This window comes from Brevundimonas bacteroides DSM 4726 (assembly GCF_000701445.1).
Lineage (GTDB): Bacteria > Pseudomonadota > Alphaproteobacteria > Caulobacterales > Caulobacteraceae > Brevundimonas > Brevundimonas bacteroides.
In genome coordinates this window covers 98,340-115,029 of record NZ_JNIX01000008.1, presented here as the reverse complement: position 1 = coordinate 115,029, position 16,690 = coordinate 98,340, and the positions used below count along the sequence as shown (strand labels likewise).

The window sequence follows — 16,690 nt, the reverse complement described above, 5'->3', positions numbered from 1 at the left end:
GGCGGCTCAGAAGCGGTAGTTCATCCCGATCCGCACCGCGTGCAGACCGAAGCGGCCGTTCGAGCGGGTGATGTCCGTGCCGGTGGTGTTCGGCGTCAGGACGAATGGATTGTTCGCCGGGGCGATGCCCCGTCCCACACGGATGGTGAAGTCCGGCGCCTCCAGCGAGGTGTAGATGTACTCGCCGGTGAGCGTCAGGTTGCCCGCCAGCCGGTACTCGATCCCGCCCCCGGCCTGATAGCCGTCGGCCTCATCGTCGTTGACCGTGGCGTCAAAGCTGTTGACGCCGTTGCTGGAGAAGAACTGGTTCGACATCTCCCCGCTGGCGCCGCCGGCGGTCCCGTAGAACAGCGCCGGACCCATTGCATAGCCGAGCCGCGCCCGAACCGCGGCGAGGTTCTCCAGCTTGCGCTCGAAGGTGTAGGACGCCGGCGTCGACGAGTAGGAGGTCACGCTGTCCTCGGCGCTGACGCCCGAGTACTCGACGAGCGCGCCAACCACGAACGATCCGAACTGGAAGTCCCAGCCCGCTCGCACGCCGGCTTCCGCCGCGTCGAAGTCGTCATCGCAGCCGTCGGCGAACACGCCTGTGTTGGCCGAGCCGCCGCACGAGCCGGGGCTGAAGGCGTCCGCGCCCGCGGCCGTCCGCACGGTGTCTCCGAAGTTTCCGTCGAGGTTGCGGTCGAAGCGCAGCCGTTCGTCGTCCTGGTCGTTGGTCTGGCCATAGCCGCCGTGGATGCCGACGTAGCCGCCCGACCAGTCCTGGGCGATGGCGGGCGAGGCCGCGAGCGTCACGGCCGCGACCGACGCTGCGATAAGAAGCTTGGTCATCGTGTCGTCCTTGAGTTGCCGCCGCGCGGGCCGGGGCGCCCTGGGCTCACGCGGGAATGTCTGGGAAGGAGGGCTGTTCCAGAAGGCCGGGCCCGGCGCGCCCCGCCGATCGGACAGCGAGGCGCGCGCGATGCTCAGGTCGTGCGGAAGGTCGCCGGTCCGTTCAGGCCGGCGGGGAAGAAGCCGCCGCTGGTCTGGCCCGTTCCGGACTTGAGGTAGACGATGTTCAACCCCTGCTGGACCGTCCGGCTGAAGGCGATGCCGTTGCTGTCGCTTGGGAAGATGTTGGACGCGGCCGCATTGCCCGTGCCCGTCGGCCGCACGCCCTGATCCAGGTCCGTCGGCCCGTCCAGGCTGTCGCGAGCGTTGGAGATCGCCTCCGTCGCATCGATCAGGGACGGCGTGGCGATGCCCTTGGCCGAAAGGACCGTGCGAACGAGGCCCGCGTGATAGGCCTCGGCGGCCAGAATGCCGGCGGCGGCCTCCAGGAAGACCTTGGAGGTCACCAGCGGCGCCGCGCCCTTGTAGAGGCTGACGCCCACGTCCTCGAAGATGTAGGCGCCCAAAAGGAAGGCCTCGTCTGACGCATAGGGGTCGAACGCTTGGCCCGCCCCGACCAGTCCGGCGGCGCGCGCGGCGGTCGAAAAGGCGCCGTTCGGGTCGGTCCCGCCGACGTCGATGGCGGGCTGGGCCACCGCCGACGAGCCGAGCGCGCCACGCAGGAAGTTGACGTGGGCGACCTCGTCGGCGGCGATCTCATTGGCGTAGCGGCGCACCAGGGGATCGGTGAAGTTCACCTGACGCCCGCCGATGACCCCGCCTTGCGTGCCCGTCCCGGTCAGCGAGCTCTGAGGCAACCCGGTCCCGAACGCGGCGAAGGAGTAGAACTGCGCTTCCAGATATTCGAGCTGCAGCGCGAAGTTCAGGATCTCGACGTCCAGGTTGGCCTGGCCGGTCGGCGGGTTCTGCGCGACGGCGGTGTCCGAGGAGCTGGAGCAGGCCCCGACCACGGCGCCGCCGACCGCCCCGACGGCGAAGCCTCCGGCCGTCTTGAAGAATTTCCGCCGTTGGGCGAGGCGCTCGGCCCTCTGGTCGAGCTTTTCGATGATCTGTTCAGTCGTGGACACGCGGTGCCTCCGTCGGCGACATGCCCTTCCGTTGACAGATACTCGCCGCACATGTGGCGGTTTCAGCTTGGCCGTGAGAAAGCCAAATCTTCACAGTTCAGCCGGGGCTAACTTTAGTCGGCCTTTAGCCATGGGGGCATGATCACCGTGGTCGCTCGACCCTCGACGGTGAGCGCGCCCTCCATTCGGTCCAGCCGCATCAGTGCGATGGCCGCGCCATCGCGGCCGGTCAGCACCTCGCCCGCCCGCAGTTCGCCGTTCAGCACCTCGGCGCCCTCAGGCGGGGGCGGGCCGTCGAAGGTTAGCGGCAGCATCCGCTTCTTGATCTCGCCGCGCCGTTTCATTCGGCTGGTCGTCTCCTGGCCGACGAAGCAGCCCTTCCTGAAGTCGATGCCATTCAGTAGGTCGAAGTAGGCCTCGATCGGATAGCGGACGTCATGGCCGCCGTCCCGCGTCGGGTCCGGTACGCCGACCGATTGACGGTGGGCGTCCCACGCATCCTCGTCCGCGTCGGCGGTCCGTTTGCCCAAAGAAGCGTCAGGGGGCGCCCGCCCACCCAGCGTCGGCAGCCGGGGATCGACGACGAAGCCGTCCGCCACGCCGGGCCAGCTCGCGAAGACCGGTCGGTCGTCCGACGTGATCTCCACCTGCGCCCGCAGCCGGTACATCGACAGGCGCGCCGTCAGGGCGTCCCTCCGCTCCGCCGCCACGTCCAGCACCACGGCGTCGTCCTCGCCCCACAGGAACAGGTCGAACAGCAGCCGTCCCGGCGGCGACAGCAGGGCCCCGAACCGCACCTCGCCCGGCGCCAGCGTCTCCACGTCTTGCGTCAGCAGGTTGTGCAGGAAAGACCGGGTGTCCGGCCCCGCCACCCGGATCAGGGCGCGGCTGTCCAGGCGAGCGATGGAATCGATCATGGCCAACAGATAGGGCGTGACGTCAGGGAACGGGAGACGCCGGTTCAGCCTTCCCTTGGCGCGCTCTGCCCTCTAGGGTCCGCGCCCTGTTCCTAGACCACCCGAGGCCCCCCGTGACCGAAGACGACATGAAGCGCATCGAGACCCATCTGAAGCGCACCTTCAACACTGGCGGCATCATCGTGAAGGGGCGTGGCAAGGTGTCGGACTCCGCCGAGGTCTACGTCGGCGACGAGTTCATCGGTGTCGTCTTCGCCGACGAGGACGAGGACGGCAGCTTCATGTTCGAGATGGCCATCCTGGCCGAGGACCTGCCCGCCGCCTGATCTGGCGGACGGCGCATACGAAAACGCCGGGCGGATCGCTCCGCCCGGCGTTTCGCGTTTCAGACACCTGAGATCAGCGCTTGCCGAAGATGAAGTCGGCGATGCCGCCGAGCAGGCCCTTCTTCGGTTCCGGCGAGCGGGCGGCGGGCGCCGAGGTCGTGGTCGTGGCCGCCGGCGCGGCGGTCGCGGCCGGAGCCGGGCTCGCAGGCGCGGCGGGCTTGGCCGCTGGAGCCGCTGCAGCCGGGGCGGCAGGCTTGGCGGCCGCTGCGGGCTTGGCGGGGGCCGTCTTCGGAGCGGCCTTGGCGGCCGACTTTGCAGCGGGCTTGGCAGCAGGGGTCTTGGCGACAGGAGCCTTGGCGGAGGAAGCGGGCTTGGCGGCCGGCGCGGCCTTCACCGCCGTCTTTGCGGCCGGGGCCTTGGTGGTCGCCTTCACCGCCGGGGCGGCCTTGGCGGCGGGAGCGGCCTTGGCCGCCGGCGTCTTGGCCGCCGAAGCCTTGGCTGGGGCGATCTTGGCGGCCGGAGCCTTCGCCGCCGGTGCCTTCGCGGCCGGAGCTGTCTTGACAGCAGGAGCCTTGGCGGTGGTGGTCGCGGATTTCGCGGTCGACTTCGCGGCCGTATTCGGCTTGGAAGCGGCGGACGTCTTGGACGCGGCAGTAGACGGTGACTTGGCCATGTATTCCCCGACCCCTCGGTTGAAAGCGACACGACCGGATGGGCAGGAGCCGGGCGCGTTCGTGGTTGTATCGATTCGCGATGATAGCGAGGTTTGCTGAATGTCCCAAAACCCGGTGCAGATCATCGCCCGAGGCCCTCGCGCGATCGCCGAGGCGGCCGCGTCCGCCATCGACGTGACCCCGCTGCTGGAAGGTGCGACCTACTCCATCTTGGAAGAGGACGAGGACCGCGGGATCTGGCGCATCGATGCCTTCCCGACCTCGGACGAAGAGGCCGAGGGGTTGCGGGCGGTGCTGGCCGACCATGGCGATCTGGTCGTCACGACCGAGGATCTGGCCGACGCCGACTGGCTGGCCATGTCGCTGTCGGGCCTGCCGCCGGTGCGTGCAGGGCGGTTCTTCGTCTATGGCGCCCACGATCGCGGGCGGGCTCCGGCGTCGACCGTGAACCTGCGGATCGAGGCAGGCGCGGCCTTCGGCACCGGCCATCATGGCACCACGACTGGATGCCTCATGGCCTTCGACGACCTCTTGAAGCGAGAGCGGTTCGAGCGGGTGCTGGACGTCGGCTGCGGCACGGGCGTGCTGGCCATCGCCGCCGCGCGCACCGGCAGTCGCGTCGCCGTCGGCACCGACATCGACCCTGTTTCGGTCCGCATCGCCAATGAGAACGCGAGCCTGAACCGCGCCAAGTGCCGCTTCTTCCATGCCTCGGGCCTGGACGACCGCCGCATCCGGGCGGAAGCGCCCTATGATCTTGTCTTCGCCAACATCCTCGCCCCGCCATTGGTGGCCCTGTCGCAGAACATCAAGCTGGCGCTGCGCATCGGTGGAGTGGCGGTTCTGTCGGGCCTGCTGCGGACGCAGGAGCGGCGGGTCACGGCGGCCTATCTGTCGCGCGGCTTCAGGCTAGAGAGCCGCATCCGCCGCGACGCCTGGAGCGCCCTGGTGTTGAGGCGGGTGGGGTGACGGCGTAAGCGAGGGCCATGCGCCAGACCTTCGACGAAACAACCGACCCATCCTTCGGGAGCAGGCACCTGCCCCTCGTCCGCGCCGCCATGGCCGAGCAGGGGCTGGACGGCTTCCTCGTGCCGCACGAGGACGAACATCAGAACGAATATCTGCCCGAGGCCAACGACCGCCTCGCGTGGCTCACCGGCTTCACGGGCTCGGCGGGCGCGGGCGTGGTGATGAAGGATCGGGCCGCCGTCTTCACCGACGGCCGCTACACCGTGCAGGTCAAGGCCCAGGTCGACGCGGGGCAGTTCGAACTGCGCGACCTCGTCGAGGGCGGCGTGCCGGCCTATCTGGAACAGGCGCCGAAGGGCGCGGTGATCGGCTACGATCCACGCCTGCACAGCCCGGACGCGCTGGCCACCCTGCGCCGCGCGGCGGGCAGGGCCGGGGCCGAACTCAAGCCGGTCGAGGCCAACCCTGTCGATGTCGCCTGGGGCAAGGCTCGCCCCGCTCAGCCGACCGCGCCGGTCGTGCCCCACCCCGAACGCTACGCAGGGGAAAGCAGCGCCTCCAAGCGCGCCCGGATCGGCGAGGCCATCGCCAGGGCCGGGGCCGACGCCGCCGTGCTGACCGCGCCGGCGTCGATCGCCTGGCTGTTCAACGTGCGCGGCGGCGACGTCATCCGCACGCCCCTGCCGCTCGCACAGGCGATCGTCGAGTCAGACGGCCGCGCGCGCCTGTTCCTCGACCCCGCCAAGGTGACCAACGAACTCCCCGGCTGGCTCGGCGACGCGGTCCAGGTGGAGGGGCCCGACGCCCTCCCGTCCGCTTTGCACGCCCTGTCTGGCCGCCGCGTCCTGATCGATCCGGCTCAATCCTCGGCCTGGTACTTCGACAGGCTGGAACAGGCGGGCGCCTCGGTCGTCCGCGCCATGGACCCCTGCACTCTCCCGCGTGCGACCAAGAACGCCGTCGAGATCGAGGGCAGCCGCCAGGCCCACATCCGCGACGGCGCGGCGCTCGCCCGCTTCCTGCATTGGGTCGATACGGTCGCCCAGGTCGAACTGCCCGATGAACGCGCCGTGGTCCAGGCGCTGGAGCGCTTTCGCGAGGAGACCAGGGCGCTCAAGGACCTCAGCTTCGACACCATCGCCGGCGTCGGCCCGAACGCGGCGCTGCCCCACTATCGCCCCGTGACCCGCACCATCCGGCGGATGGAGCGGGGCTCGCTGCTGCTGGTCGACGGCGGCGGCCAGTATCTGGACGGCACCACCGACGTGACCCGCACCATGGCCATCGGTGAACCCTCGGCGGATCAGCGCCGCATGTTCACCCTGGTGCTGAAGGGCCATGTCGCCATGGCCACGGTGCGTTTCCCGGCCGGAACCACGGGGCATCAGCTGGACGCGCTCGCCCGTCTGCCGATGTGGATGGCGGGCCTCGACTACGACCACGGCACGGGCCACGGTGTTGGCTCCTACCTCGGTGTCCACGAAGGTCCCCAGCGCATCGCCAAGGCGGTGAACACCCAACCCCTGCTGCCCGGCATGATCGTGTCGAACGAGCCCGGCTACTACCGCGAGGGCCACTGGGGCATCCGCATCGAGACGTTGCAGGTCGTCACTCCGGCTGAGCCGATCCCCGACGGCGAGCGTCCGATGCATGGCTTCGAGCAACTGACCTTCGCGCCGCTGGACCGACGCCTGGTCGACGTCGACCTGCTGACGGCGGACGAACGCGCCTACGTCGACGCCTATCATGCGGAAACGCTGGCCAAGGTCGGGCCGCTGCTGGACAGCGAGGTCAAGGCTTGGCTGGAGGCGCAGTGCCGTCCGCTGTGACCGGCTAGGTGGTGTTCTCCAGCTTCGCCGCCAGCGCCAGCAGATCCGCCCATGCCTGACGCTTGGCTTGCGGCTGTTTCATCAGGAAGGCCGGATGGAAGGTGGCCAGCGCCGGCGCCGACACATCGCCCTCGGCCAGCCGCCATTCCCGCCACTGGCCGCGCGCCTTGACGATGCTCTCCTCGCTCTTGAGTACCCCGCGCGCGGCGACGGCGCCGAGCAACAGCACCGCACGGGGCTTCATCAGTTCCAGCAGTCGTTCCAGGAAGGGCGCGCAGGTCGCCTGCTCCTCGGCGGTCGGCGCCCGGTCGCCGGGCGGACGCCAGAACACGGTGTTGGTCAGATAGGCCCGGTCGGACGCCGCGATCGCGGCCAGCATGCGGTCGGTCAGCACCCCGACCCGGCCCGAGAAGGGCTGGCCCGCGCTCTCGTCCTCGGCGGCGGGAGCATGCCCGATGACCAGCACCGAAGCTTCCGCGTTTCCCCGCCCGAACACGCAGCCCCGGGCGCCAAGCCCTACGAGATCGCAGCCCCGGAAGGTCGCCACCGCCTGCGCCAGAGCCTCGACACTGTCGGCGGACCGCGCCAGTGCCCGCGCCTCGGCGATCACGTCGCGGGTGTCGACCGGGGCGATGACGGACGCCGTCGCCTTGGCCACCGCCTTCAGCGCCGGCGCGACGACGATCGTGCGGTCCTGCGGTGCGTCCTCGAAGCAGGCGTCCACGCCCGCGTCGCGCCAGAAGGCGAGCAGGCTCTCGATTGCAGCGATGTCGCGAGGTTCGACGTTCATGGGACTGCGTCAGGGATAAGCCTTGACCGCCCTCGCGTCACCTTCGGATAAGGGGCGTCCACGGAAAACAACGAAGGTCCTCATGGCCCAAGCCATCGAAGGCGGCGCCACGTCCCCCGCCCAGGAAGCCATCCTCGACAACCTGCCGCCGCTGGAGGCGCTCCAGGGCGTCGAGCGCGACGTCATGGAATACGACGTCGTCATCGTCGGCGGCGGTCCGGCGGGCCTCGCCTCCGCGATCCGGCTCAAGCAGCGCGCGGCCGCCGATGGCAAGGACATCTCCGTCGCGGTTCTCGAGAAGTCGGCGGAGGTCGGCGGGCACATCCTTTCCGGCGCCGTCATCGACCCGCGCGCCCTGACCGAGCTGTTCCCCGACTGGAAGGAGCGCGGCGCGCCGCTCGAGACGCCGGTCATCGAGGACCGTTTCATGGTGCTGGGGCCGATGGGCCAGGTCAGCCTGCCCATGTGGGCGCTTCCGCCCATGATGCACAACGACGGCTGCTACATCGCCTCTCTGGCCAACGTCTGCCGCTGGCTGGGCGAACAGGCTGAAGCGCTGGGCGTCGAGGTCTATCCCGGCATGGCCGCCAGCCATGTGGTCTGGGAAGAAGGGACGGGTCGGGTCAAGGGCGTGGTCGCCGGCGTCTTCGGCATCGACAAGCATGGCCAGCCGACCGGCGACTTCCAGCCGGGGATCGAGCTGCACGGCAAATACGTCTTCATCGCCGAGGGCGTGCGCGGGTCGCTGGCCAAGACCATCATCGCCCGCCACGACCTGGCCAGGGGCAAGGAGCCGCAGAAGTTCGGCATCGGCCTGAAGGAGCTGTGGCAGGTCCCGCCCGAGAAGCACCGCCCCGGCCTCGCCCAGCACACGACCGGCTGGCCGCTCGACGAGCACACCGGCGGCGGCAGCTTCATGTACCACTTCGGGGACAACTACGTGGCCATCGGTTACGTCGTGCACCTGAACTACAAGAACCCGCACCTGTCGCCGTTCGACGAGTTCCAGCGCTTCAAGCACCACCCCGCCATCGCAGAGCATCTGGATGGCGGAACGCGCATCTCCTACGGGGCCCGCGCCATCACCGAGGGCGGCTTCCAGTCGGTGCCGAAGCTCGCCTTCCCCGGCGGTGCGTTGATCGGCTGTTCGGCGGGCTTTGTGAACGTGCCGCGCATCAAGGGCAGCCACAACGCCATGAAGACCGGCATGCTGGCCGCCGACGCCGCCTACGACGCCGTCATGGCGGGCCGCGCGGGCGACGAACTGGCCGACTACCAGGCGGCCTATGAGACCAGCTGGGTCTACAAGGAGCTGAAACAGGTCCGGAACGCCAAGCCCTTGCTGTCGAAGTTCGGCACGACCCTGGGCGGGGCGCTGGGTGTGTTCGACCTCTGGTGCCAGAGTGTGACAGGCGGCCTGTCCATGTTCGGCACTCAGACGCACGGCAAGACCGACGCGGCCTCGACCGAGCCGGCGGCCAAGCACAAACCGATCGCCTATCCCAAGCCGGACGGAAAGCTGTCGTTCGACAAGCTGTCGAGCGTCTTCATCTCCAACACCAACCACGCCGAGGAACAGCCCGCGCACCTGAAGCTGATCGATCCGGACAAGCCGATCCGGGTCAATCTGCCGATCTATGGCGAGCCCGCGCGGCTCTACTGCCCCGCCGGAGTGTACGAGGTCGTCTACGCCGACGAGGCGGCCAAGACTGATCCGCGCTTCGTCATCAACGCCCAGAACTGCGTCCACTGCAAAACCTGCGACATCAAGGATCCGTCGCAGAACATCGTCTGGACAACGCCCGAGGGCGGCGGCGGGCCGAACTATCCGAACATGTGACGCGGGAGGGGCGAGGGGCCTTGCCGTCGCCGCATAAGCCGGGGAATGTCGTCCCCATGCGCCTGACCGCCCTTCGCCCGTTCCTCCTCGCCGCCACCGTGCTGACGTCTCCAGCCTTGGCGCAGGAGGCCCCAGCACCGCGCATTCAGGATGTGGCGCCTGCGCCGCCACCGCCCCTGATCGTCGTCGGCGAGGGCGAGGAGACGCCCGCTCCGACCATCGACGCCATCCCTCGGGTCTGGTCGCCGTCGCCGCGCGACGAGATGGGCCGCACGGCCTATGGGCTGTTCCTGTCCGGCCGTTCGGCGATGTCGCTGGGCGATTTCGAGCAGGGCTCTGCATTCCTCAGCGCCGTCCAGACCCTGACGCCGGAACAGCCCTCGGTCACCGAGCAGGCCACGACGGCGGCGCTTCTGGCGGGCGACCTGTCCTATGCCGCCCGCGCGGCCTCGTCCGACGCCAGCCTGTCGGCGGCGATCGGCGAGGCGGCCGAACTGGTCTCCGCCGTCCTCGACTTCGAACGCGGCGAGGCCCGTCGGGCCAACATCCGGCTGAAGGCCGACCCGGTCAGCGCGCCTCATGCTCGCGCCGGGGCTCTGGTCTCGCCCTGGATCGCGGCGGCGGCCGGCGACTGGGAGACGGCGCTGGCCGAGCCCAATCCGACGGGAGACCCCCTGGTCGTCGTCTTCGGCCGCTACAACAGGGCCCAGCTGCTGGAACGCCGCCGTCGCTACGACGAGGCTGAACAGGCCCTGCGCGCCCTGATCGACAACCCTCGAACGGCTCCGATCTTCCGGGTGCCCTATGGCGAGTTCCTGGAGCGGCGGGGTCGGCGCGACGAGGCCCTCGCGGTCTATCACGCCGCCATCGCGCAGGGGTCGCCGGATCCAACCCTGACCCTGGCCCGCGAGCGCGCCGCGTCGCGCGGCCGCCCGCCCGCCCTGCCCAGCTTGCGCGAGGGGGCCGCTGAAGCCCTGACCATCGCGGCGCGGCAGGCCTCCGCCGAGAACGCGGGTCAGTTCGCCGTAGTCTATCTGCGTCTCGCCGTCGCTCTGGATCGCACGCCCGAGACCCTCTACCTGCTCGGCCAGACGGCGGCCCAGGAAGAGGATTTGCGGGATCTCGGCCTGTCCGTCCTGGCCCAGGTGCCGGAACAGCCTGCGGATATCCATGCCGCTGCCCAGGTTCAGCGAGGCCTGACCCTCGCCGCCGAGGAGCGGAACGAGGAGGCGCTGGCTGCCTTCCAGGCTGCCCAGCGCTCCGCCCCCGAAGACGCCCGGATCGCCCAGGTCTCCGCCGGTCAGCTGATGCAGCTGGAGCGCTATGACGAGGCGCTGGCCATCCTGAACGGCCCCCTGCTGAACACAGTCGACCAGACCCCCGACATCCGCTTCCTGCGCGGCGCCGCCTATGAGTCGCTCGGTCGTATCCCGGAGGCCGAGGCCGAGCTCTGGACCGCGCTTCAGTCCGCTCCCAACGAACCCGTCTATCTGAACTACCTCGGCTACCTCTGGGTCGATTCCGGAACCCGCGTCGCCGAGGGCGCCGAGATGATCGCCCGCGCCCATGCCGCCGATCCGGAGGACGGCAACATCCAGGACAGCCTCGGTTGGGCCCAGTTCCGTCAGGGCCAGTACGAGATCGCCGTCGAAACCCTGGAGCAGGCGGTGGCCAAGGAGCCCGCCAACGCCGAGATCAACGACCATCTGGGCGACGCCTACTGGATGGTGGGTCGCCGGCGAGAGGCCGGGTTTCAGTGGAACCGTGTTCTGACGCTGGATGCCGATGCCGAGCGGCGCGCGGCGGTCGAGCGCAAGCTGGCCGAAGGCCTGACCCCGGAAGCGAGCGTCGGAGCCGGCCTCTGACGACGCTGAGCGCGCTCGCGCCTGCCAAGGTCAATCTGTTCCTGCACGTCGGCGCGCCTCAGCCTGACGGCTATCATCCGCTGAGCAGCCTGGTGGCGTTCGCAGATGTCGGAGATGCGGTGACCGTCGCTCTGGCCGATCGGCTGTCGCTGACGGTGACCGGGCCTTTCGGCGCGGCGCTGGCCGGGGAGGGCGACAATCTGGTCCTGCGCGCGCTCAGGGCCTTGGGTGATGCGGCCGGCATCGGGGAGCCCCCGTTGGCTGTGACGCTGGACAAGCGACTTCCCATCGCCGCCGGACTGGGTGGAGGGTCGTCGGATGCGGCGGCCGCGCTGCGCCTGGCCGATCGCGCCCTGTCCCTCGGAATGGACGAGGCCGCCCTGGCCGAGGTGTCTCGCGTCATCGGCGCGGATGGGCCGATGTGCCTGCGCGCCCGCACCGCCTGGGCCGAGGGGATCGGCGACGTCCTGACCGACGCGCCGGAGATGCCGGGCCTGCCCGTCCTTCTGGTCAACCCCGGCGTCCCCTCGCCGACGGGCGCGGTTTATCGGGCCTATGACGCCGGGGGGGCGGGGGAGGCCGACCGTCCGTCGGACCCGGACGTCCGGACCTTACCCGACATCGTCACCTGGCTCGCGCGACAGCGGAACGATCTGGAAGCGCCCGCTATCCGCCTCCAGCCCGAAATCGGACGGGCGCTGGACGCCCTGAATGAAAGTGCGGGCCTCATGCTGTCGCGCATGAGCGGGTCAGGCGCGACGGTTTTCGGAATCTTCGGATCGCTGGGCGAAGCCCGAGACGCCGGGACACGCCTCAAGACCCATTATCCCGGCTGGTGGATACGCCCGGCAATTCTCGGCGGGAGAAACGGCAACGCTTGAGATTGCGGCGCTCACAGGGCGTCAATCCGGCACTCAAGACGACATTGCCCAAAGATCATCCCGAGCTGTGCCTTAGTTTCCGAAAAGATGCTTCTCAGTGGAACCGGCCGCAGGCGAGACGCCTTGTTGGCCCTGTAACACTGAGTAACGGACCGCGATGCCTTTCCTCCCCGGCGGTCCGTGCAGCATTGAAAGGATACTGTCATGCTTCGCACTCGACTGCTGACTGCTACTGCCGCCATCGCCCTGTTCGGCGCTGGCACCGCCGTCGCCCAGGACGCGGCTCCCGCCCAGACGGCTCCGGCCCAGCCCGCAGCCGAGGCCTCGGCGCAGGCCCGGACGCCCGCCTCGAACAACACTGTCGTCGATGTGCTGCGTGAGCGCGGCGAGTTCTCGACTCTGCTGTCGGCGCTCGACGCCGCACAACTGACCGACACCCTGCGCAGCCAGTCGGCCGTGTCGATCTTCGCCCCGACGGATGCGGCCTTCGCGGCCCTGCCGGAAGGCGAGCGCACGCGCCTGCTCGATCCGGCCAACGTCAATGAGCTGCGTCAGCTGCTGCTGTATCATGTGATCGTCGCCGACGTGAACTCGAGCCAGATCGAGGGCGCGCTGGGTGGCGTCGAGACGGCCGCTCGCACCCAGGTCCAGCTGGACGGCACCGGCGACGCCATCAAGGTCGACGCCGCGACTGTGACCCAGGCCGATATTGACGCCGGCAACGGTGCGATCTTCGTGATCGACCGCGTGCTGAACCCGGCCCAATCGCTGGTCGCCACGGGTGATGCGGAAGAGGCCACGGCGGCTCCGGCCGACGATGCCGCCACGACGCCGCCGGTGTCGGACGAGGTCGAGCCGGTCGCCCCAGCTGACGACAGCACCATGACCGATGACGGCATGCAAGCCGACACCGACGCGGGCGAAGTCGCGCCGCCGCCGACCAACCCGGCTCCGCAGGCCGCGGCTGGTGTGGATGCCGCGATCAAGGCTCCGAACGGTGAAGTCGCGACCTCGGTCGAGACCGTCGCCTCGCCCCCCGTTCCGAACCCCACGGACGGTCAGCAGGACGACACGACCGAAACCGAAGAGCCGCAGTCCTAAGCGGGTCTTTGCACCGACCTCATGAGAGGTCCGGTTGAGTTGGGAGGCGGCGGGCTCTAGGGTCCGCCGCCTTTCCTTTTGCGCCTGCGAACACCGCCTTGAAACACACCGAATCGCTCGCCTTCCAGGACCTGATCCTGACGCTGCACCGCTACTGGGGCGACCAGGGCTGCGCCATCCTGCAGCCCTACGACATCGAGGTCGGGGCCGGGACCTTGCACCCCGCGACGGTCCTGCGCGCGCTCGGCAAGAAGCCGTGGAAGGCCGCCTACGTCCAGCCCAGCCGCCGCCCCGGCGACGGCCGCTATGGCGAGAACCCCAACCGGCTGCAGCACTATTATCAGTATCAGGTGATCCTGAAGCCGAACCCGGACGACCTTCAGGATCTGTATCTGAACAGCCTGAAGGCCATCGGCATCGATCCGAAGCTGCACGACATCCGCTTCGTCGAGGACGACTGGGAGAACCCGACGGTCGGGGCCTGGGGTCTGGGATGGGAGGTCTGGTGCGACGGGATGGAGGTGACGCAGTTCACCTACTTCCAGGGCGTCGGCGGCATCGAGGTCGACGTGGTGTCGGGCGAACTGACCTATGGGCTGGAGCGCCTGGCCATGTACGTCCAGGGCGTCGACAACGTCTATAATCTGAAGTTCACCAAGGAGGGCACGACCTATGGCGAGGTCTTCCTGGAGAACGAGCGCCAGCAGTCGGAAGCCAACTTCCACGGCTATGACGTCGACGGATTGAAGCGCCGGTTCGAGGACATGGTGGCGGAGGTGTCGCGGTTGCTCGCCATGCGCGGGCCGCAGGGGCAGGCGCTGGTTCTGCCGGCCTATGACCAGGTGCTTAAGGCCAGCCACCTGTTCAACCTGATGGACGCGCGGGGCGCGATCGCCGTGGCGGAACGCCAGAGCTACATCGGCCGCATCCGGGACCTGTGCAAGGCGTGCGCCCTGGCCTGGGTCGAAGAAGAGAAGAGGGCCGCCTGATGCCCCAGCTTCTCCTTGAACTCTTCTCCGAAGAAATCCCCGCGCGGATGCAGGCGCAGGCCGCGCGCGATCTGGAGCGCATGGCGGGCGAGCGGCTCAAGGCCGCGGGTCTCGCTTATGAGGCGCTGACGACGTTCGCGGGGCCGCGGCGGCTGACGCTGGTGGTCGAGGGCCTGCCGGCGGCGACGCCGGATCGCTCCGAGGAGCTGAAGGGGCCCAAGGCCTCGGCGCCGGAACAGGCGCTGGAGGGGTTCCTCCGGAAGACCGGTCTGACGCGCGATCAGCTGACCGAGCGCGACGGCGTCCTCTATGCCGTGATCGAGCAGAAGGGGCGGGCGACGGCCGATCTGATCCCGGAGATGGTCGAGGGGATCATCCGGACCTTCCCCTGGCCCAAATCGATGCGCTGGGGCGACGGGACGCTGACATGGGTGCGGCCGCTGAAGCGGATCGTCTGTTTGTTCGACGGCAAGGTCGTGCCCTTCATCGTGACCGACGGCTCGCCCGAGCTCGGTGGCCGGGCCCCCGGCATCGAGTCCTTCGACGCGACCGAGGGGCATCGCTTCATGGGAACGGGTCGGCCGCTGAAGGTCCGGTCGTTCGAGGACTATCGCAAGCAGTTGGAGGACAACTACGTCCTGCTGGATCAGGCGGATCGTAAGCTCGACATCCTCGAGGGTGCCCGCTCCGCCTGCCGCGCGCGGGGGCTGGAGCTGGTCGAGGATGACGGCCTGCTGGAAGAAGTGTCGGGGCTGGCGGAATGGCCGACGCCGATTCTCGGTGACATGGACCCGTCGTTCCTGGACCTGCCGCCGGAGGTGATCCGGCTGTCGATGAAGACGCACCAGAAGTATTTCGCCGTGCGCGACCCGGCGACGGGCGGGCTGGCGCCGAACTTCGTGGTTGTGGCCAACGTCGAGGCGACGGACGGCGGCAAGGCGCTGGCGGCGGGCAACAGCCGCGTGCTGTCGGCGCGCCTGAACGACGCCCGCTTCTTCTGGGACGAGGATCGCAAGGTCGGCTTCGACGCCTGGCTGAAGAAGCTGGAGGGCGTGACCTTCCACGCCAAGCTGGGGACCATGGCCGAGCGGGTGGAGCGGATCGCCGCCCTGGCCCGCGAGATCGCGCCCCTGGTCGGGGCTGATCCGGATCAGGCGGAGCGTGCCGCGCGTCTGGCCAAGGGCGACCTGGCGTCCGGCATGGTCGGGGAGTTCCCGGAGCTGCAGGGCATCATGGGCGGCTACTACGCCCGCGCCGAGCACGGCGACGCCATCGCCGACGCCATCCGAGACCACTACAAGCCGCAGGGTCCGGCCGACACGGTCCCGACCGCGCCGCTGACGGTGGCGGTGGCTTTGGCCGACAAGCTGGACACCCTGGTCGGCTTCTTCGCCATCGACGAGAAGCCAACGGGGTCGAAGGACCCGTTCGCGCTGAGGCGGGCGGCGTTGGGGGTGATCCGTCTGGTCTTGGAGAACGGGCTTAGGGTGCCGCTTGAGCGACTAGTTGATCGCCACGGGCGCGTGATCCGTGATCGCGAGGTCCGAAGGTCGCTCGAATTCTTCAGGCTGAACCAACAGACTTCTATGGCCACCTTCAGGCGAGAAGGTGATGATTTGGTTTTGGACTGGCCATACGGGACTTTTGTCAAGCATGGCCCAAATCCATACATCACGGCGAGTCACGTTAAAGAAAACTATCCCCTGACTTCAGATGTATTCGTCGGGATTATGATTCCGGTTGATGATGGCAATGGGAGTTGCCGGGTGAATGAGGAGGGTGGCGGCAGATTTTCCATCTTCCTCGGAACTAACGTCGTTTCCGATCTCCTTGCCTTCTTCGCCGACCGTCTGAAGGTCCTCCTCCGCGATCAGGGCAAGCGGCACGACCTCGTGGACGCCGTGTTCGCGCTGGGCGACGACGACCTCGTGCGGATCGTGCGGCGGGTCGAGGCGCTGGATGCCTTCCTGGCCACCGACGACGGGGCGAACCTGCTGGCGGGCTACAAGCGGGCGTCGAACATCCTCAAGGCCGAGGAGAAGAAGGGGCCGCTGCCGGTTGGGGCGGTCGGGACCGGCCTGCCCAACCAGCCCGAGGCCGAGACGACGCTGGCCTTCGCCGTCGAGCGGGCGCGGGGCGCGGTGGATCAGGCGCTGGAGACCGAGGACTTCGCCGCCGCCATGACGGCGCTGGCGGGGCTGCGGGCTCCGGTCGACGCCTTCTTCACCGATGTGATGGTCAACTCCGACGTCCCCGCCGAGCGCGAGAACCGGCTGAAGCTGCTGGGTCAGGTGCGCGCAGTCATGGGCCGGGTGGCGGACTTCGGACAGGTGGCGGGGTAGGTTCCTTCTCCCCTTGCGGGAGAAGGTGGCCCGGAGGGCCGGATGAGGGGTGATAGGCCACGGTGCCGATGAGGGGGCGTCGGCTTGCCAATCGCCTCTGACCGAGTTTCACCCCTCATCCGACCCCGCTGCGCTCGGCCACCTTCTCCCGCAAGGGGAGAAGGAACCTGTCGTCGGATCACCCTTTGTTACAGCCCGGCCTCGCCTTC

General features: G+C 68.9%; 14 protein-coding genes. 9 read left to right on the top strand and 5 right to left on the bottom strand.

What is annotated here, in order from left to right:
• Positions 1-6: 6 nt before the first annotated feature.
• From Q333_RS0105375 to ygfZ, 3 genes are all read right to left on the bottom strand, one after another.
• On the bottom strand, positions 7-831 hold the full coding sequence (locus tag Q333_RS0105375) for an outer membrane protein (RefSeq protein WP_029415720.1): 825 nt from the start codon (positions 829-831) through the stop codon (positions 7-9).
• A gap of 134 nt (positions 832-965) precedes the next feature.
• The gene (locus Q333_RS0105370) at positions 966-1,958 is read right to left on the bottom strand and encodes a ferritin-like domain-containing protein (RefSeq protein WP_029415719.1); all 993 of its coding nucleotides are present in this window, start codon (positions 1,956-1,958) and stop codon (positions 966-968) included.
• Between the two features lie 113 nt (positions 1,959-2,071).
• The gene (gene ygfZ / locus Q333_RS0105365; protein WP_029415718.1) at positions 2,072-2,875 is read right to left on the bottom strand and encodes a CAF17-like 4Fe-4S cluster assembly/insertion protein YgfZ; all 804 of its coding nucleotides are present in this window, start codon (positions 2,873-2,875) and stop codon (positions 2,072-2,074) included.
• A 128-nt stretch (positions 2,876-3,003) separates the two neighbouring features.
• On the opposite strand from ygfZ, the gene Q333_RS0105360 reads away from it, so the two are divergent.
• Positions 3,004-3,201 (top strand): DUF3126 family protein, encoded by a 198-nt coding sequence (locus tag Q333_RS0105360; protein WP_035293903.1) that lies wholly within the window; start codon positions 3,004-3,006, stop codon positions 3,199-3,201.
• A gap of 73 nt (positions 3,202-3,274) precedes the next feature.
• Here Q333_RS0105360 and Q333_RS17820 read toward each other — a convergent pair whose 3' ends face one another.
• Positions 3,275-3,874, bottom strand: a complete 600-nt coding sequence (locus Q333_RS17820; protein ID WP_211249696.1) for a hypothetical protein — start codon at positions 3,872-3,874, stop codon at positions 3,275-3,277.
• Positions 3,875-3,974: 100 nt separating this feature from the next.
• On the opposite strand from Q333_RS17820, the gene Q333_RS0105350 reads away from it, so the two are divergent.
• Both Q333_RS0105350 and Q333_RS0105345 read left to right on the top strand, forming a co-directional pair.
• Positions 3,975-4,844, top strand: a complete 870-nt coding sequence (locus Q333_RS0105350; protein ID WP_029415715.1) for a 50S ribosomal protein L11 methyltransferase — start codon at positions 3,975-3,977, stop codon at positions 4,842-4,844.
• A gap of 17 nt (positions 4,845-4,861) precedes the next feature.
• The gene (locus tag Q333_RS0105345) at positions 4,862-6,673 is read left to right on the top strand and encodes an aminopeptidase P family protein (RefSeq protein ID WP_029415714.1); all 1,812 of its coding nucleotides are present in this window, start codon (positions 4,862-4,864) and stop codon (positions 6,671-6,673) included.
• A 4-nt stretch (positions 6,674-6,677) separates the two neighbouring features.
• On the opposite strand, the gene Q333_RS0105340 is transcribed toward Q333_RS0105345, so the two are convergent.
• Entirely contained in the window at positions 6,678-7,463 is a 786-nt protein-coding gene (locus Q333_RS0105340) for a uracil-DNA glycosylase (protein WP_029415713.1), read from the bottom strand.
• 184 nt (positions 7,464-7,647) lie between these two features.
• On the opposite strand from Q333_RS0105340, the gene Q333_RS0105335 reads away from it, so the two are divergent.
• The 6 genes from Q333_RS0105335 to glyS all read left to right on the top strand — a co-directional run bounded on the left by Q333_RS0105335 (position 7,648) and on the right by glyS (position 16,481).
• Positions 7,648-9,303 (top strand): electron transfer flavoprotein-ubiquinone oxidoreductase, encoded by a 1,656-nt coding sequence (locus Q333_RS0105335; protein WP_029415712.1) that lies wholly within the window; start codon positions 7,648-7,650, stop codon positions 9,301-9,303.
• 56 nt (positions 9,304-9,359) lie between these two features.
• Positions 9,360-11,168 (top strand): tetratricopeptide repeat protein, encoded by a 1,809-nt coding sequence (locus tag Q333_RS0105330; protein WP_029415711.1) that lies wholly within the window; start codon positions 9,360-9,362, stop codon positions 11,166-11,168.
• Entirely contained in the window at positions 11,165-12,049 is an 885-nt protein-coding gene (locus Q333_RS0105325; protein WP_029415710.1) for a 4-(cytidine 5'-diphospho)-2-C-methyl-D-erythritol kinase, read from the top strand. The genes Q333_RS0105330 and Q333_RS0105325 overlap by 4 nt, the downstream gene beginning before the upstream one ends.
• 204 nt (positions 12,050-12,253) lie before the next feature.
• Positions 12,254-13,150, top strand: coding sequence for a fasciclin domain-containing protein (locus tag Q333_RS16865; RefSeq protein WP_051651139.1), 897 nt, complete (start codon positions 12,254-12,256; stop codon positions 13,148-13,150).
• Positions 13,151-13,248: 98 nt separating this feature from the next.
• Positions 13,249-14,139, top strand: a complete 891-nt coding sequence (locus Q333_RS0105315; protein WP_029415708.1) for a glycine--tRNA ligase subunit alpha — start codon at positions 13,249-13,251, stop codon at positions 14,137-14,139.
• Positions 14,139-16,481: a glycine--tRNA ligase subunit beta gene (gene glyS, locus Q333_RS0105310; protein WP_029415707.1), complete on the top strand. Its 2,343-nt coding sequence runs from the start codon at positions 14,139-14,141 to the stop codon at positions 16,479-16,481. Before Q333_RS0105315 ends, glyS begins: the two co-directional genes overlap by 1 nt.
• The last annotated feature ends 209 nt before the right edge of the window (positions 16,482-16,690 follow it).